This window comes from Streptomyces sp. LN549, assembly GCF_043203805.1.
Taxonomy (GTDB): Bacteria; Actinomycetota; Actinomycetes; order Streptomycetales; family Streptomycetaceae; genus Streptomyces.
The window spans coordinates 3,936,284-3,952,557 of record NZ_JAZHRI010000002.1 but is presented as its reverse complement, the minus strand read 5'-3'; the positions used below and the strand labels follow the sequence as shown (position 1 = coordinate 3,952,557).

15 protein-coding genes are annotated in these 16,274 nt (G+C 72.8%); 11 read left to right on the top strand and 4 right to left on the bottom strand.

All coding sequences use genetic code 11. The annotated features are described in order from the left end of the window. The first annotated feature begins 4 nt into the window (after positions 1-4). The 3 genes from SH922_RS17775 (at position 5) to SH922_RS17765 (ending at position 2,968) form a co-directional block, all read left to right on the top strand. On the top strand, positions 5-679 hold the full coding sequence (locus tag SH922_RS17775) for an ABC transporter permease (protein WP_306070622.1): 675 nt from the start codon (positions 5-7) through the stop codon (positions 677-679). 70 nt (positions 680-749) lie between these two features. Continuing rightward, positions 750-1,736 carry an ABC transporter substrate-binding protein gene (locus tag SH922_RS17770; protein ID WP_393058927.1) on the top strand — a complete coding sequence of 329 codons (987 nt, stop codon included), beginning with the start codon at positions 750-752 and terminating at the stop codon, positions 1,734-1,736. A 182-nt stretch (positions 1,737-1,918) separates the two neighbouring features. Beyond that, positions 1,919-2,968: a hypothetical protein gene (locus SH922_RS17765; RefSeq protein ID WP_393058926.1), complete on the top strand. Its 1,050-nt coding sequence runs from the start codon at positions 1,919-1,921 to the stop codon at positions 2,966-2,968. 46 nt (positions 2,969-3,014) lie between these two features. Here SH922_RS17765 and SH922_RS17760 read toward each other — a convergent pair whose 3' ends face one another. Beyond that, the gene (locus tag SH922_RS17760; RefSeq protein WP_136326460.1) at positions 3,015-4,157 is read right to left on the bottom strand and encodes an NADH-quinone oxidoreductase subunit D; all 1,143 of its coding nucleotides are present in this window, start codon (positions 4,155-4,157) and stop codon (positions 3,015-3,017) included. Positions 4,158-4,331: 174 nt separating this feature from the next. After that, positions 4,332-5,339 carry an SAM-dependent methyltransferase gene (locus SH922_RS17755; RefSeq protein WP_393058925.1) on the bottom strand — a complete coding sequence of 336 codons (1,008 nt, stop codon included), beginning with the start codon at positions 5,337-5,339 and terminating at the stop codon, positions 4,332-4,334. Between the two features lie 96 nt (positions 5,340-5,435). On the opposite strand from SH922_RS17755, the gene SH922_RS17750 reads away from it, so the two are divergent. From SH922_RS17750 to SH922_RS17740, 3 genes are all read left to right on the top strand, one after another. After that, entirely contained in the window at positions 5,436-6,644 is a 1,209-nt protein-coding gene (locus tag SH922_RS17750) for a sensor histidine kinase (protein ID WP_393058924.1), read from the top strand. Positions 6,645-6,728: 84 nt separating this feature from the next. Then, on the top strand, positions 6,729-7,403 hold the full coding sequence (locus tag SH922_RS17745) for a response regulator (protein ID WP_385277380.1): 675 nt from the start codon (positions 6,729-6,731) through the stop codon (positions 7,401-7,403). Positions 7,404-7,406: 3 nt separating this feature from the next. After that, positions 7,407-8,015, top strand: a complete 609-nt coding sequence (locus SH922_RS17740) for an AAA family ATPase (RefSeq protein ID WP_393058923.1) — start codon at positions 7,407-7,409, stop codon at positions 8,013-8,015. 37 nt (positions 8,016-8,052) lie between these two features. Here SH922_RS17740 and SH922_RS17735 read toward each other — a convergent pair whose 3' ends face one another. Both SH922_RS17735 and SH922_RS17730 read right to left on the bottom strand, forming a co-directional pair. Continuing rightward, positions 8,053-9,171 (bottom strand): DUF5937 family protein, encoded by a 1,119-nt coding sequence (locus tag SH922_RS17735; RefSeq protein WP_393058922.1) that lies wholly within the window; start codon positions 9,169-9,171, stop codon positions 8,053-8,055. An 80-nt stretch (positions 9,172-9,251) separates the two neighbouring features. Then, positions 9,252-10,469, bottom strand: a complete 1,218-nt coding sequence (locus tag SH922_RS17730) for a threonine aldolase family protein (protein WP_393058921.1) — start codon at positions 10,467-10,469, stop codon at positions 9,252-9,254. A gap of 185 nt (positions 10,470-10,654) precedes the next feature. On the opposite strand from SH922_RS17730, the gene SH922_RS17725 reads away from it, so the two are divergent. From SH922_RS17725 to SH922_RS17705, 5 genes are read left to right on the top strand one after another with little or no spacing between them, the layout of a single operon-like run. After that, entirely contained in the window at positions 10,655-11,611 is a 957-nt protein-coding gene (locus SH922_RS17725) for a Rossmann-like and DUF2520 domain-containing protein (RefSeq protein ID WP_393058920.1), read from the top strand. Then, entirely contained in the window at positions 11,608-12,624 is a 1,017-nt protein-coding gene (panC, locus tag SH922_RS17720; protein WP_393058919.1) for a pantoate--beta-alanine ligase, read from the top strand. Before SH922_RS17725 ends, panC begins: the two co-directional genes overlap by 4 nt. Continuing rightward, entirely contained in the window at positions 12,621-14,357 is a 1,737-nt protein-coding gene (locus SH922_RS17715; RefSeq protein WP_393058918.1) for an L-aspartate oxidase, read from the top strand. The genes panC and SH922_RS17715 overlap by 4 nt, the downstream gene beginning before the upstream one ends. A 2-nt stretch (positions 14,358-14,359) precedes the next feature. Then, positions 14,360-15,403 carry a carboxylating nicotinate-nucleotide diphosphorylase gene (gene nadC, locus SH922_RS17710; protein ID WP_393058917.1) on the top strand — a complete coding sequence of 348 codons (1,044 nt, stop codon included), beginning with the start codon at positions 14,360-14,362 and terminating at the stop codon, positions 15,401-15,403. Further along, positions 15,403-16,200, top strand: a complete 798-nt coding sequence (locus SH922_RS17705; RefSeq protein WP_393058916.1) for a type III pantothenate kinase — start codon at positions 15,403-15,405, stop codon at positions 16,198-16,200. Before nadC ends, SH922_RS17705 begins: the two co-directional genes overlap by 1 nt. The last annotated feature ends 74 nt before the right edge of the window (positions 16,201-16,274 follow it).

Genomic DNA, 16,274 nt, shown 5'->3' with positions numbered 1-16,274 from the left:
ATTCATGGGAGTTCTCGGCGAGGCCTGGACCTGGCTCACCACCGGCGCCAACTGGTCGGGGGAGAGCGGGGTGGCCCACCGGCTCGGTGAGCATCTGTACGTCAGCGGAGTGGCGCTCGCCCTGTCCTGCGCCATCGCGCTGCCCATCGCCCTGTACCTGGGACACATCGGGAAGGGCGGTGCGCTCGCCGTCAACATCTCCAACGTGGGGCGCGCGATCCCGGTCTTCGCGGTGCTGGCCCTCTTCATGGTCTCGCCCCTGCGCAACGCGGGATACATACCGACGATCATCGCCCTGGTGCTGTTCGCCGTGCCGCCGTTGCTGACCAACGCCTACGTAGGGATGACGGAGGTGGACCGTTCGGTGGCGGAGGCCGCGCGGGGCATGGGCATGTCGGGCGGCCAGCTCTTCCTCCGTGTCGAACTCCCGCTGGCCTACCCCATGATCATGACCGGGCTGCGTTCGGCCGCGGTGCAGGTCGTCGCCACGGCGACGATCGCCGCGATGGTCGGCCAGGGCGGCCTCGGCCGGATCATCACCGCCGGCTTCAACACGTACAACACCCCGCAGGTGGTCGCAGGCGCCCTGCTGGTCGCCGTGCTCGCCCTGCTGGTGGAGACGGCCCTGGTCGGCATCGACCGGCTGCTGTCGCCGCTGCGCCGCCGTCGGACGGCATGAGCGTCCGGACGCCCCACCCCACCGATAACCCTTATCGCATATGGCCTCGTTGCCGTGGACGGAGAACATCATGAGCAGGACCTCGCGCATAGCCGGCGCGGTCATCGGCATCGTCGCGCTCGCGGGCTCGCTCGCCGCCTGCGGTGGCGACAGCCTGGAGAAGGACAAGGACGGATCCGCCGCGTCCGCCGGGGACAACGACTCGGGGAAGAAGGGCTCGCTGGTCGTCGGCGCCGCGGCCTTCACCGAGTCCAAGGTGCTCGCGGAGCTGTACGCCGGAGTTCTGTCCGACGCCGGATACAGCACCTCGATCACCACCGTGAAGAACCGTGAACTCTACGAACCCTCGCTGGAGAAGGGCGAGATCGACGTCGTCCCGGAATACGCGGCGACGATCGCGGAATTCCTCAACGCCAAGGTGAACGGGGCGAAGGCGGCCGAGTCCAAGCCCGTCGCCTCCGGCGACACCGCGGCCACGGTCGCCGCTCTGGAGAAGCTCGCCACTCCGCGCGGTCTGAAGGTGCTGCCGGCCGGTGAGGCCGTCGACCAGAACGCCTTCGCGGTCACGAAGGAATTCGCGGACAAGAACAAGCTCAAGACTCTTTCGGATCTCGGTGCTTCCAAGATCAAGGTGAAGATCGCGGCGGGTGACGAGTGCGAGGTGCGGCCGTTCTGCGCACCCGGCCTGAAGAAGACGTACGGCATCGACGTCACCGGCATCGACCCCACGGGGGTCGGCACCCCGCAGTCCAAGCAGGCGGTGAAGGACGGCAAGGACCAGCTGGTCCTCACCACCACCACGGACGCGGTGCTGGACACCTTCGGCCTGGTCTTCCTGGAGGACGACAAGAAGCTCCAGAACGCGGACAACGTGCTGCCCGTCCTCAATGCCGAGGACGCCGGTGCCCAGGACATCGCCGACGCCCTCGGCAAGCTCACCGACGCACTCACCACTCAGGATCTGGCGGAGCTGAACCGCAAGGTCGACGCCGAGCGTGCCAAGCCCGCCGATGTGGCCAAGGAATACCTGGAGACGAAAGGTCTGATCAAGAAGTAGTGAACGCCCCGCAAGGCCCCCAAAGGGCCGTGCGGGGCGAGCTCCGCAGCGGCCCGGAAGGCGTACGGGAACTCCCTCCGGCAGGAGTGGAGTGAGTGATTCAGGGGCCGTCAGGTAACTGGCCGGGAACAGATTGCCGGGCGGCCCCCCAAGCGGCCCGTACGCACGGTAAATTTCAGGCCATGCCACGTGGACGCCATCGCCATTCGCCACCTCTGCACAGAATCCTTCCGCCTTCGGCCGTCGCCGGAGCCGCGGTCCTCTGTGCCGCGGGAGCCTGGCTGCTCGCCGAGCCGCTGGTCCTGCGCGGACTGGCCGCCGCCGCGGCGGCCGCCGCGGTCACCGGCGCGTACCTGATGCGCAGCTGGGACCGGGAGGCGGGCCGTCGTGTCGCGGAGCTGACGCGTGCCCGCGCCAGTGACGAATGGCGCACCGAGGAACGCGTGGCGGAACTGGAAGCCGATCTGGAGGAGTCGCGCGAGCTGCGCGCCCGCCTGGAGACGAAGCTGCGCCGCAAGCGTGTGGAGCTCGCCGGGCTGCGGGGCGAGCACGCCGCGCTGCTGCGGCGGTACGCCAACGCCGAGACCGAGCGCGCCAGTGTGCTGGAGAGCCGTCGGCAGCTCGCGCTGGAGGCGGCCGCCCCGCCCCGCGAACTGCCCGCCGCGCGCAGCACCCCCACCCCGTCCGCGTATCTGCGCGCTGCCCAGGCCCTCGACGACCTCACGCGCAACGGGGCGCTCCAGGAGGCGCGGCGTACCGCCGAGCAGGCCAGGAAGCGCGATCTCGCGGAGCGGACCAGGGAGGCGGAGGAGCCGCAGGGGAAGCACGCGGCGGCCGCCGGCTCCCGGACAGCCGACGGGCAGGCAGCCGACGTCCGCCCGGGCGCCGAGCAGCGCCGCCTGCCGCAGTCCGCCCTGCCCGCGACCCGGCCGTCCCAGGCCCTGCCCGCACCGCGTGCGGTACAGGCCGCCAGCGCGGTTGTTCCGTACGCGGCGTCCCGCCGTCACCTGGTGCCGCAGGGCAGCTTCGACTTCTTCGGTACGCAGAAGGCGCACGCCGCGATCGAGTCCGTACAGAACGAGGACCTCGCCGATGTGGTGGGCGAGGAGGCGCTGGCCGCGCACCGTACGGGCACGGCCGAGAACCGGGCCGTCGGCAAGGTCATCGACCTGACCGCGCACGACGAGACCGAGCAGCTGGACGTGGCGGAGCTGCGCAGCGCGATCTCGTAGGACGGAACGGGCGGCGGCCGCCCCGGGGGCCCGGGGCGGGCGACGGTTACTTGTCGATGTCGCCGACGACGAAGAACAGCGAGCCCAGGATCGCCACCATGTCGGCGACGAGCGTGCCCGGCAGCAGTTCCGTGAGCGCCTGGATGTTGTTGAACGAGGCGGAGCGGAGCTTCAGCCGGTACGGGGTCTTCTCGCCCTTGGACACCAGGTAGTAGCCGTTGACGCCGAGCGGGTTCTCGGTCCAGGCGTAGGTGTGGCCCTCGGGCGCCTTCAGCACCTTGGGCAGCCGCTGGTTGATCGGACCGGGCGCCAGGTCCGCCATCCGGTCCAGGCAGGCGTCCGCCAGGTCCAGGGCGTTGTGCGTCTGGTCCAGCAGGCACTCGAACCGGGCCAGGCAGTCGCCCTCGGTCCGGGTGACGACCTTCAGGGTGTCCTGGAGCTCCCCGTAGGCGAGATACGGCTCGTCGCGCCGCAGGTCGAAGTCGACGCCCGAGGCGCGGGCGATCGGGCCGGACACCCCGTAGGCGTGTACGGCCTCCGCCGACAGCACCCCCACCCCGCGGGTACGGCCCCGGAAGATCTCGTTGCCCAGCACCAGCTTGTCGTAGACGTCCATCCGGGAGCGGACCGAGGCGACGGCGTCCCGGGCGCGGCCGAGCCAGCCCGCCGGGAGGTCCTCCTTGAGTCCGCCGACCCGGTTGAACATGTAGTGCATCCGGCCGCCGGAGACCTCCTCCATCACGGCCTGGAGCTCCTCGCGCTCCCGGAACGCGTAGAACACCGGGGTGATCCCGCCGAGTTCCAGCGGGTACGAGCCGAGGAACATCAGGTGGTTGAGGACCCGGTTCAGTTCGGCGAGCAGGGTGCGGGTCCAGACCGCGCGCTCCGGGACCTCCATGCCGAGCATGCGCTCGACGGCCATCACGACGCCCAGCTCGTTGGAGAACGCCGACAGCCAGTCGTGGCGGTTGGCGAGCATCACGATCTGCCGGTAGTCGCGGGCCTCGAAGAGCTTCTCCGCGCCGCGGTGCATGTAGCCGATGACTGGTTCGGCGTGCTGGATGCGTTCGCCGTCCAGGACGATGCGCAGACGGAGCACGCCGTGGGTGGAGGGGTGCTGGGGGCCGATGTTGAGCACCATGTCGGTGCTCTCCGCCGCGCCGCCGATGCCGACTGTCGTCTCCGTCATGCGGGACAGTATTCCCTGCGGGAGGTGATGCCGTGGGGTGCGGGGTGGAACGCCTGCGGCGGGCCTGTTCCCCTACCCGCCCCTTCCCGAACCCGGGGTGCTGCCCCGGACCCCGTGCCTCAATCGCCGGCGGGGCTGGGATTTGCCGCGGGGTGCTGCCCCGGACCCCGCGGCTCAGTCGCCGGAGGGGCTGGGATATGGCCCCGGACGGAGCGGCACCCGTTGTGTCAGCCAGCCGAAGTCGCCCAGGCCGCCGCGGGCGGTCAGTTCTGCCGCTTCGCCCGCGGCGGCCAGTGCCCGCAGGTATCCGGCCGGGTCGCCCGACGCCAGGGACAGCGGCGGGCGTTCACCGCTGACGCCCAGCTGCCGCAGTGCCTCGCGCTGGGTGCGGATCTCCGCGCCCGGGCCGCCCGCCGCCGCGCACGCGTCCAGGGCCACGTGCGAGGTGAGGTCGCAGCTGCCGTCCGGCACCGGGGGCACCTCCCGCCCGGCCCGGAAGCCGGTCAGCGTGCCGAACGGCGGCCGCTCCTCCCGTACGTGCATGTAGTCCACCGCCACCGCGAGCCCGGCGGACAGCGTGGCCACCGCGGCCGCCCACGCCTCGTCGCGCGGGCGGCCGATCTCCGCCCGGCTGCCCGGCCCCGCCGACGGCCACCAGCGGTGCAGCCACTGCGCGTCGGCCCCGCTGACCGGCTCGCCCAGCCGCTCCGTACCGTCGGCCGTCCGCACCAGGACGTACCGCTCGACGCCGTCCGGATCCGTCTCGGCGACCGGAACCGGCACGTTGTCCAGCCACTCGTTGGCGAACAGCAGCCCGCGCACGCCCTGCGGCGGCTCGGCGCACCACTCCACCCGCGGGTCCAGACCGGGCGGGCGGGCGGCGAGCTCCACGGCGTACGCCCGCACCGTGAGGCCGTCGCCGCCCTCGGCCGGCAGCGCCGCGAGCACGCCCGTCAACAGCTCTCCGCGCCCCGCCCCCAGATCCACCAGGTCCACGTCCCGCACCCCCAGTTCCGCGGCCGTCCTGACCAGCAGCCGGGCGACGGCCGCCGCGAACAGCGGGGAGGCGTGCACGGAAGTACGGAAATGCCCGGCAGGCCCTTCGGGGCTCCGGTAAAACCCCTCGTCCCCGTACAAAGCGGTCTCGGCCGCCTCCTGCCACCCACGCCACTCATCCGTCACGTTCCCAAGTCTCCACCTTGGGGAGTACGGTCTCCGGACCTGGATCGGCCCTTCGGCTGACCCACGCACCCATTGGCTTTCCCTACGCTGGGTTACGTGCAGCGCCTCTACGACTTCATCCGCAGACACCCGACGGGCGTCGACAGCTTCTGGGCCGTCTTCCTCCTCGGGATCTCCGGCATGACGATCGTGGTCGGCGGGGCCGGGGACAGCGGCCGCGGAGAGCGCATCGCCATAGTGCCGATCGTCATCGGGCTCTGCGCCGTCGTCGCGCTGCGCCGGCGCGCGCCCGAGAAGATGCTGCTGCTCGCCATCGCGACGGGCGTGGCCCAGCTGGTGTTCGGGGTCAGACCGACCCTCGCGAACTTCGCCATGCTGGTGATCACCTTCACCGTGGCCACCGTCGGCGAACGCTGGGCGTCCCGGCTCGCCCTGGTCTGCAGTCTGTGCGCGGCCGGTCTGGCCCAGATCCGCTGGCCGAACACGGATGCGGACGGCTGGGCGCAGCAGGTCTTCCTCGTCGTCGTGATGACGGTGCCGTTCGTCCTGGCCTGGGTGCTCGGCGACTCGATGCGGACCCGGCGGGCCTACTTCGACCAGCTGGAGGAGCGCGCCGCCCGGCTGGAGCGGGAGCGCGAGGCGCAGTCGAAGGTCGCGGTGGCGGCCGAGCGGGCCCGTATCGCCCGCGAGCTCCACGACGTCGTCGCGCACAACGTCTCCGTGATGGTGGTGCAGGCGGACGGCGCCGCCTATGTGATGGACGCGGCCCCCGACCAGGCCCGGCAGGCGCTGGAGACCATCTCCAGCACGGGCAGGCAGGCGCTCGCGGAGATGCGGCGGCTGCTGGGGGTGCTGCGCACGGGGGACGCCCCGGAGAGCGGGGAGTACGTTCCGCAGCCCGACGTCGACCAGATCGAGGACCTGATCGACCATGTCAGAGCGGCCGGTCTGGCCGTCGACTTCAAGATCGAGGGCACCCCGCGCCCGCTGCCCAGCGGCGTGGAGCTGACGGCATACCGCATCGTGCAGGAAGCCCTGACCAACACGCGCAAGCACGGCGGTCCGAACGCCGGGGCCAGCGTGCGGCTGGTCTACTTCGACGACGGTCTCGGCCTGCTGGTGGAGGACGACGGCCGGGGTGCGGCGCACGAGCTGTACGAGGACGGCGGCGCCGACGGCGCGGGCCACGGCATGATCGGCATGCGCGAACGGGTCGGCATGGTCGGCGGCACGCTCGACGCCGGACCGCGTCCCGGCGGCGGATTCCGGATCAGCGCGCTGCTGCCGCTCAAGGCCGCGAACTAGGGTTTCGGAGCCTGATCCGTCCGGACGGCCCCAGGGCGTCCGGACGCCGAACCGACCGCAGAACGAACAGGAGACAGGGACCCCATGGCGATCCGCGTGATGCTCGTCGACGACCAGGCGCTGCTGCGTACCGGCTTCCGGATGGTGCTCGCCGCGCAGCCGGACATGGAGGTCGTCGCCGAGGCCGGCGACGGAGCGGAGGCGATCGAGAACCTCCGCTCCACCGCCGTCGACGTGGTGCTGATGGATGTGCGCATGCCCCGGCTGGACGGTGTCGAGGCCACCCGCCGCATCTGCGCGGAGCCCGATGCGCCCAAGGTGCTCATCCTGACGACGTTCGACCTCGACGAGTACGCGTTCTCGGGGCTGAAGGCAGGGGCCAGCGGCTTCATGCTCAAGGACGTGCCGCCGGGTGAACTGCTGGCCGCGATCCGTTCCGTGCACAGCGGCGACGCCGTCGTCGCCCCGTCCACCACCCGCCGACTGCTCGACCGCTTCTCGTCGATGCTGCCCAGCGGCACGGCCGAGCCGCAGCACAAGGACGTCGCCAAGCTCACCGAACGCGAACGTGAGGTGATGCTCCTGGTGGCGCAGGGCCTGTCGAACGGTGAGATCGCGGGGCGGCTGGTGCTCTCCGAGGCGACCGTGAAGACGCATGTCGGCCGCATCCTGACCAAGCTGGGCCTGCGCGACCGGGTGCAGGTCGTCGTCCTCGCGTACGAGACCGGGCTGGTGCGCGCCGGGGGCGGGGCGGGCTGAGCGGTGGGCGCACTGGTGTGGGTCAACGGCCCGTTCGGCGGCGGCAAGACACAGACCGCGTACGAGCTGCAGCGCCGGCTGCCCGGCAGCGCGGTCTGCGACCCGGAGCGCGTCGGCTTCGGGCTGCACCGGATGCTGCCGCCCGCGCTGCGCGGGGACTTCCAGGATCTGCCGGCCTGGCGGCAGGGGGTGCACGACATGCTCGCTCTCGCCCTGCGCGGGCACCCCGGCACGGTCATCGCCCCGATGACCCTGGTCGACGCCGGCTACTTCGCGGAGATCATCGGGCGGCTGCGCGAGGACGGGCACCCGGTGCACCACTTCGCCCTGCTCGCCGAGCGCGCGACGGTGCTGCGACGGCTGCGCGAACGCGGGCTGGGGCGCGGACTCAAGCGCGAGAGCTTCGCCGTCGCCAAACTGGACCACTGTCTGGAGCGGCTCGCGGGCCCGGAGTTCGCCGAGCACATCCGTACCGACCGGCTGACGGTCCCCCAGGTCGCCGACCGGATCGCCGAGTCGGCGGGTCTCACCCTGCTGCCGGACACGGACAGCGCGCTGCGGCACCGGGTGCGGCGGACCTGGACGGGCATCCGGCACATCCGGTTCGACTGAACCGACCGGCCACACCGCCGACCGGCCCGCCCCGGGCTCAGCGCAGGATCCCCTCCAGGAAGTCGCTCCCCAGCCGCGCCACCACGGTCAGGTCCAGCTGGTGCAGCACGTACCTGCCGCGGCGCCGCGTCGTGACCAGGCCCGCCTTCTTGAGGACCGTGAGATGGCGGGAGACCTCGGGGGCGGTGATCCCGTTCGTGTCGGCGAGCTCCCCCGTCGTGTAGGGCGAGCGGGCGATGTTGCGGCACAGGCGCATCCGCATCGGGTGGGCCAGGGCCTCCATCCGGAGCTGGAGCAGTTCCACGGAGGCGGGCGAGGGCAGCTCGGGCCGGTGCACGGGATAGTGGATCACCGGTCGCCAGCCCGGGGCGTGCAGCACCATCAGATGCGGCCAGCCGAAGCTGGTCGGGATGAGGGTGAGTCCCGCGCCGACGGCGGGGTCGGTGGCGTCGGTCGAGCCCTCGGTCAGCTTGTCGACGCTGATCCGTTCACCGTCCTCGTCGACCGAGAGTGCGGGAGAGACGGCCCGCACGGCCTCGGCGAGCCCCTTGTGCCGCAGCAGATCCGTCTTGTGCCGCGCGTCGGCCACCAGCTGGACCCGCACCCGCTGCCAGGTGTCCGCGAAGAACGCCTGGTCGCAGTCCTCGAACAGGCGCCGGATCCAGCGGCGTACGGGGGCGGGGTCGGCCAGCAGCCGCTGGGTGAACTCCACCTGCTGCGGGCCGCGCGCCGCCGCCATGTCCAGGGCCCGGGCCCGCATGCCGGGATCGCGGAGCGGGGAGGCCGCGCCGGTCCCGTACAGGTTCGCGCAGGTGAACTCCAGGGCTGCGGAGACGAACCGCTCGTCGTCCAGCCGGTCCAGGATGTCCAGGTCCTCGGCGAGGTCGGCGCCCGTCCTCCCCTTGCCGCCGAGGACGCCGGCGAACGGCATGAAGATGTCCGAGAACGTGTTCCGCCACAGGAAGTCCGCCTCGTGCAGCCGGTCGGCCAGATCCGGTTCCAGAGACGTGGTGGTGGCCGTCGTCCAGCCGTGCAGCCCGGGGTGGTGCCCCGGCTCGGCCAGCGCGTGCAGGGCGACCCCCAGCTCGACGAGGGGGGAGGTCTCGAAGACGACGAGGCCGGGGTCGAGCCCCGCGATGTCGATGGTTACGCTCACCCGTCCATGGTGCGGGGTGAGCGGGACGGTCCGGACCCCGATTGACGGCCGGCGTCAATCGGCGGCCCGCCGGGCCCGCCTCACTGCTGCTGAGCCACCCGCTTCAGGAACTCCGCCACCGCCGCGCGGACGTCCGCCGCAGTCCACTCCAGCGCCGCCTCCGACACCGTGACCTCGGTGAACGACACCCCGGGCGGGCCCGCGGCAGCCGCGTGCCACAGGCGGAAGAGGGCCACGCCCGTCTCCTCCGCCTGCCGCAGGGCCGCCTCCTCCAGGACGTCCGCCGGGTAGGGCAGCCAGACCTGGAACTGGTGGGTGTGCGGTGCTTCCGGATGCACCCGGAACCACCCGGCACCGGCCTCGGTGAACCCCTCGGCCAGCGCCGCGGCCACCACCTTGGCCTGTGCCACGTACGACGGCAGCTTCGGCAGCTCCCGGTCCAGACCGATCAGGGCGGCGAGCGCCGCCGGGAACTGCTGGAAGAGCTGGCCGCCGTACCGGTGCCGCCAGGTGCGGGCCTCCTCGACCAGCGAGGCGGAACCGGCGAGCGCCGCCCCGGAGATCCCGCCGAGGGTCTTGTAGAACGACACGTACACACTGTCCGCGAGCGCCGCGATCTCCGGCAGCTCCCGCCCGAAACGGGACGTGCACTCCCACAGCCGCGCGCCGTCGAAGTGCACCACCGCATCGCGCTCGCGGGCGGCCGCGACCACGGCCTCCAGCTCCTCCCAGGTGGGCAGGACGAAGCCCGCGTCACGCAGCGGCAGCTCCAGCATCAGGGTGCCGAACGGCTCCGCGAAGTCGCGGATCTCGTCCGCCGTGGGCAGCCGCGGCTCGGTCGTCGGGTGGACCGTACGCAGCCCGCTGACCGCGGCCAGGGCGCCGCGCTCGTGCACCTCGGGGTGGGCGAGCGGATGCAGGGCCACCGTCGCGTTGCCGGTGCGCCCGGCCCAGCAGCGCAGCGCGACCTGCTGTGCCATCGTCCCCGTCGGGAAGAACGCGGCGGCCTCGGTGCCCAGCAGCCCGGCGATCCGCTCCTCCAGTTCGGCGACGATGCCGTTGCCGTAGATGTCGGCCGGCCGGTCCGGATCGGTGACCGTGGGCGCGCCCTCGGTCAGGGACGCCAGCAGCTCGCCGAGCGAACGGTCCACCGGCACCCGGGACAGGAGCCGGTCGGCCTGCCGCCACGCGGTGATGCGGCGCAGCCGCTGCGGATCGGCCTCCTCGTCCCCGTCTCCGAGGAGGACCTGCGGTCCGTCCGTCGCCCCGTCGTGCACCTGCTCGTGTCTGTCTGCCATGGGACGATCATCACGCAGAACGCAGCCCCTGCCCACAGGGTATGGACGCCCCCGGCCCGCAGGTTCGGGCGCGGCCGGGACTGTCCACAGCCTGTGGACAGCCGGGGCCCGGACGGAACGCTGGCGTAGCATGCAGAGAAATCGTCCGGTACCCCCCGCGGACTGGAACGGAAGGCCACCGTCGCGTGAATGCAACCAGCCCCAAGGAGCCCCTCGACGCGAGGGACCGCCCCGCCCGGCTCACCGTCGGCGTCGTGGGCGCGGGCCGTGTCGGCCCCGCCCTCGCCGCGGCCCTGGCCCTCGCCGGGCACCGCCCGGTCGCCGTGTCGGGCGTCTCCGACGCCTCGGTGCGCCGCGCCGCCACCCTGCTTCCCGACGTCCCCCTGGTGCCGCCCGCCGAGGTCCTCGCGCGCGCGGAGCTGGTCCTGCTGACCGTGCCCGACGACGCCCTGCCGGGGCTCGTCGAGGGCCTTGCCGAGACCGGTGCGGTCCGCCCCGGACAGCTGATCGTCCACACCTCGGGGCGGTACGGGACGAAGGTGCTGGATCCCGCCCTGCGGGCCGGCGCCCTGCCGCTGGCCCTGCACCCGGCGATGACGTTCACCGGCACCTCCGTGGACGTCCAGCGACTGGCCGGCTGCTCCTTCGGGGTCACCGCCCCCGAGCAGCTGAGGCTCGCCGCCGAGGCGCTGGTCATCGAGATGGGCGGCGAGCCCGAGTGGATCGCCGAGGAGTCCCGACCGCTCTACCACGCGGCGCTCGCCCTCGGCGCGAACCACCTCGTCACCCTCGTCGCCCAGTCGATGGAGCTGCTGCGCACGGCGGGGGTCGCCGCTCCCGACCGGATGCTCGGCCCGCTGCTCGGCGCCGCCCTGGACAACGCCCTGCGCTCCGGCGACGCGGCCCTGACCGGCCCGGTCGCCCGGGGTGACGCGGGCACGGTCGCCGCGCACATCGGCGAGCTGCGCACCCACGCCCCGCAGACGGTGGCCGGATACGTCGCGATGGCCCGCGCCACCGCCGACCGCGCGCTCGCCCACGGCATGCTCAAGCCGGAGCTCGCCGCGGACCTGCTCGACGTCCTGGCCGACGGCTCGGGCGCATCCGGCAGCGCAGGTACCGGACCGGAGGAGTCCCGATGACCGCATCCGCCGCCACCCTGCTCCGCACCGCCGCCGAGCTGGCGGGGTACGCCCCCGAAGGTGACCGGGCCGAGCGTGCCGTCGTCATGACGATGGGCGCTCTGCACGAGGGCCACGCCTCCCTGATACAAACCGCACGTGCGGTTGTCGGACCGGCCGGACAGGTCGTCGTCACCGTCTTCGTCAACCCGCTCCAGTTCGGGGAGAGCGCCGACCTCGACCGCTACCCGCGCACCCTGGACGCCGACCTCGCGGTGGCCGGCGCGGCCGGCGCCGACGTGGTCTTCGCGCCGTCCGTCGACGAGGTCTACCCCGGCGGCGAACCGCAGGTCCGGATCTCCGCGGGCCCGATGGGCGAGCGCCTCGAAGGCGCCTCCCGCCCAGGGCACTTCGACGGCATGCTCACCGTCGTCGCCAAGCTGCTCCACCTCACCCGCCCCGATGTCGCGTTCTTCGGGCAGAAGGACGCTCAGCAGCTGGCGCTGATCCGCCGCATGGTGCGCGATCTGAACTTCCCCGTGGAGATCGTGGGCGTGGAGACGGCCCGGGAGCCCGACGGTCTCGCGCTCTCCAGCCGCAACCGCTTCCTCGACCCGCACGAGCGCCACACCGCGCTCGCCCTGTCCCGCGCGCTGTTCGCGGCCCGTGACCGGCTCGCCGCCCAGCAGGCACTGCACGCCCGCGCGCAGACCGCGGGCGCGACGGAGGGCCGGGCCGCCGGACTCACCCGGCTCGGCGAGGCCAGACTGGCCGCCGATGCCCAGGCGGTCGCCCGGGCCCGCCCGGACGGCGGTCCCGCGGCCGTGCGCGCGGCGGCCCGCGCGGTCCTGGACGACGCGGCGGCCGAACAGCCCCCGCTCGCCCTCGACTACCTGGCGCTCGTGGACCCGGCGGACTTCACCGAGATCCCCGACGACCGCACCGCGGGCGACGCGATCCTCGCGGTCGCCGCCCGGGTGGGCACCACCCGCCTCATCGACAACATCCCGCTGACCTTCGGAGCCATCGCGTGACCGGAATACGGCTGACCGCCCCCGCCCCTGGCTGGTCCATCGACGCCGATGTCGTGGTGGTCGGCTCCGGCGTGGCCGGACTCACCGCCGCGCTGCGCTGCGCCGCCGCGGGCCTCGCCACCGTCGTCGTCACCAAGGCCCGCCTCGACGACGGCTCCACCCGCTGGGCCCAGGGCGGCGTCGCCGCCGCCCTGGGTGAGGGTGACACTCCGGAACAGCACCTGGACGACACCCTGGTCGCGGGCGCCGGCCTGTGCGACGAGGCGGCGGTCCGCACCCTCGTCACCGAGGGCCCCGACGCCGTACGCCGGCTGATCGGCACCGGCGCCCTCTTCGACACCGCGGCCGACGGAACCATCGCGCTGGGCCGCGAGGGCGGCCACCACCGCCGCCGCATCGCCCACGCGGGCGGTGACGCGACGGGCGCGGAGATCTCCCGCGCCCTGGTCGAAGCGGTCCGCGAAGCCGCCCTGCACACCGTCGAGAACGCCCTCGTGCTCGACCTGCTCACCGACGCCGAAGGCCGTACAGCGGGCGTCACCCTGCACGTCATGGGCGAGGGCCAGCACGACGGGGTCGGCGCGGTCAACGCCCCCGCGGTCATCCTCGCCACCGGCGGCATGGGCCAGGTCTTCTCCGCCACCACCAACCCGCCGGTCTCCACCGGCGACGGCGTGGCACTCGCGCTCCGCGCCGGCGCGGAGGTCTCGGACCTCGAGTTCGTCCAGTTCCACCCCACGGTGCTCTTCCTCGGCGCCGACTCCGAGGGGCAGCAGCCGCTCGTGTCGGAAGCGGTACGGGGCGAGGGCGCCCATCTCGTCGACGCACACGGCACGCGCTTCATGCTCGGGCAGCACGAGCTGGCCGAGCTGGCCCCGCGCGACATCGTCGCCAAGGCCATCACCCGCCAGATGCAGCTGCACGGCACCGAGCACATGTACCTGGACGCCCGTCACTTCGGCGCCGAGATGTGGGAGCAGCGCTTCCCCACCATCCTGGCGGCCTGCCGCGCCCATGGCATCGACCCGGTCACCGAGCCGATCCCGATCGCCCCGGCCGCGCACCACGCCTCCGGCGGCATCCGCACCGACCTGCGGGGACGTACGACCGTGCCCGGCCTGTACGCCTGCGGCGAGGTCGCCTGCACCGGGGTGCACGGCGCGAACCGGCTGGCGTCCAACTCGCTCCTGGAAGGCCTCGTCTTCGCCGAGCGCATCGCGGCCGACATCGTCGCCGACCGGCCCCGGGCCGGCACCGGCACCGTCGCCGCCCGTCCCGCGCCCTCCCCGCTGCTGCCCCCCGAGGCCCGGGGCACGATCCAGCGCATCATGACCCGCGGCGCCGGCGTCGTGCGTTCCGCCGACAGCCTCGCCTGGGCCGCCGAGCAACTGGAGGACCTGCACCGCAGCGCCTTCCTGAAGGCCGGGGCCGCCGAGCCGAAGGACGCGGTGCCCGGGGTCGAGGCCTGGGAGGTCACCAACCTGCTCCTGGTCTCCCGGGTCCTGGTCGCCGCCGCCCGGCAGCGCGAGGAGACCCGCGGCTGCCACTGGCGCGAGGACCGGCCCGAGCGCGACGACGAGAACTGGCGCCGCCACCTCGTCGTCCGGCTCGCTCCCGACCGGCAGCTCGTCCTCCGTCGGACGGATACCGAGGCATTCGGGCCCGTACGCCCGTCCGGGGCAGCAGACTGCGCAGCAACAGGCACCACCCACCCCACTCCCGAGGAGCCGTAACCGTGAGCACGCCCGAAGAGAATCCGCGCCCCACACCCGTGGACGTACCGCTGATCCAGATCGGCGCGCCCGCACCTGCCGCGGGCGGCTGCGGTGACGGCTGCGGCTGCGGCGGGGAGGACGGCTACGACCTGGACGCCCTGGAGTGCGGCCTGGACCCCGCGCTCGCCCAGCTCCTCGCCGGGGCGGGCCTGGACCCGGTCACCGTCGAGGACGTCGCGCACGTCGCCATCGAGGAGGACCTCGACGGCGGGGTGGACGTCACGACCGTCGCCACCGTCTCCGAGGACGCGGTGGCCACCGGCGACTTCACCGCCCGCGAGGCGGGTGTCGTGGCCGGCCTGCGGGTCGCCGAGGCCGTCCTCTCCATCGTCTGTACGGACGAGTTCGAGGTCGAGCGGCACGTCGAGGACGGCGACCGAGTCGTCCCCGGCCAGAAGCTGCTGACCGTCACCACCCGCACCCGTGACCTGCTCACCGGCGAGCGCAGCGCGCTCAACCTGCTGTGCAGGCTCTCCGGCATCGCGACCGCCACCCGCGCCTGGGCCGACGTGCTGGAGGGCACGAAGGCCAAGGTCCGCGACACCCGCAAGACGACTCCGGGCCTCCGCGCCCTGGAGAAGTACGCGGTGCGCTGCGGCGGCGGGGTCAACCACCGCATGTCGCTGTCCGACGCCGCACTGGTCAAGGACAACCACGTGATCGCGGCGGGCGGGGTCGCCGAAGCGTTCAAGCGGGTCAGGAAGGAGTTCCCGGACCTCGCGATCGAGGTCGAGGTCGACACGATGCAGCAGGTCACCGAGGTCCTGGACGCCGGTGCCGATCTGATCCTGCTGGACAACTTCACCCCGTCGCAGACGGCCGAGGCCGTAGCGCTCGTCGGCGGCCGCGCGGTCCTGGAGTCCTCGGGCCGGCTGTCCCTGGACTCCGCCCGCGCCTACGCCGAGGCCGGTGTGGACTACCTGGCCGTCGGCGCGCTGACCCACTCCTCGCCGATCCTCGACATCGGTCTGGACTTCCGCGACACCGACGGGGCCGGCGTCTGATGCTGCTCACCATCGACGTCGGCAACACCCACACGGTCCTCGGGCTGTTCGACGGCGAGGAGATCGTCGAGCACTGGCGCATCTCCACCGACGCCCGCCGCACCGCCGACGAGCTCGCGGTGCTGCTCCAGGGCCTGATGGGCATGCATCCGCTGCTGGGCATGGAGCTGGGCGACGGCATCGAGGGCATCGCGATCTGCTCGACCGTCCCGGCCGTCCTGCACGAGCTGCGCGAGGTGACCCGCCGCTACTACGGCGACGTCCCCGCCGTCCTCGTCGAACCGGGCATCAAGACCGGTGTGCCGATCCTGATGGACAACCCGAAGGAGGTCGGCGCGGACCGCATCATCAACGCGGTCGCCGCCGTCGACCTGTACGGCGGCCCGGCGATCGTCGTCGACTTCGGCACGGCCACCACCTTCGACGCGGTCTCCGCCCGGGGCGAGTACACCGGTGGCGTCATCGCACCCGGCATCGAGATCTCGGTCGAGGCGCTCGGCGTCAAGGGCGCCCAGCTGCGCAAGATCGAGCTGGCCCGGCCACGCAGCGTGATCGGGAAGAACACCGTCGAGGCCATGCAGGCGGGCATCATCTACGGCTTCGCCGGCCAGGTCGACGGTGTCGTCGGGCGCATGAAGAAGGAGCTGGCGACCGACCCCGACGACGTCACGGTCATCGCGACGGGCGGCCTTGCTCCGATGGTGTTGGGGGAGTCCTCCGTCATCGACGAGCACGAGCCCTGGCTCACGCTCATCGGGCTGCGCCTGGTGTACGAGCGCAACGTGGCGCGCCTGTAGCGACGCGCGGCCCTGACCGGAGGTTCCCGGCGCGGTGGCTCACGGAGCCGCCGCGCCGCCGACGGCCAGTTAAA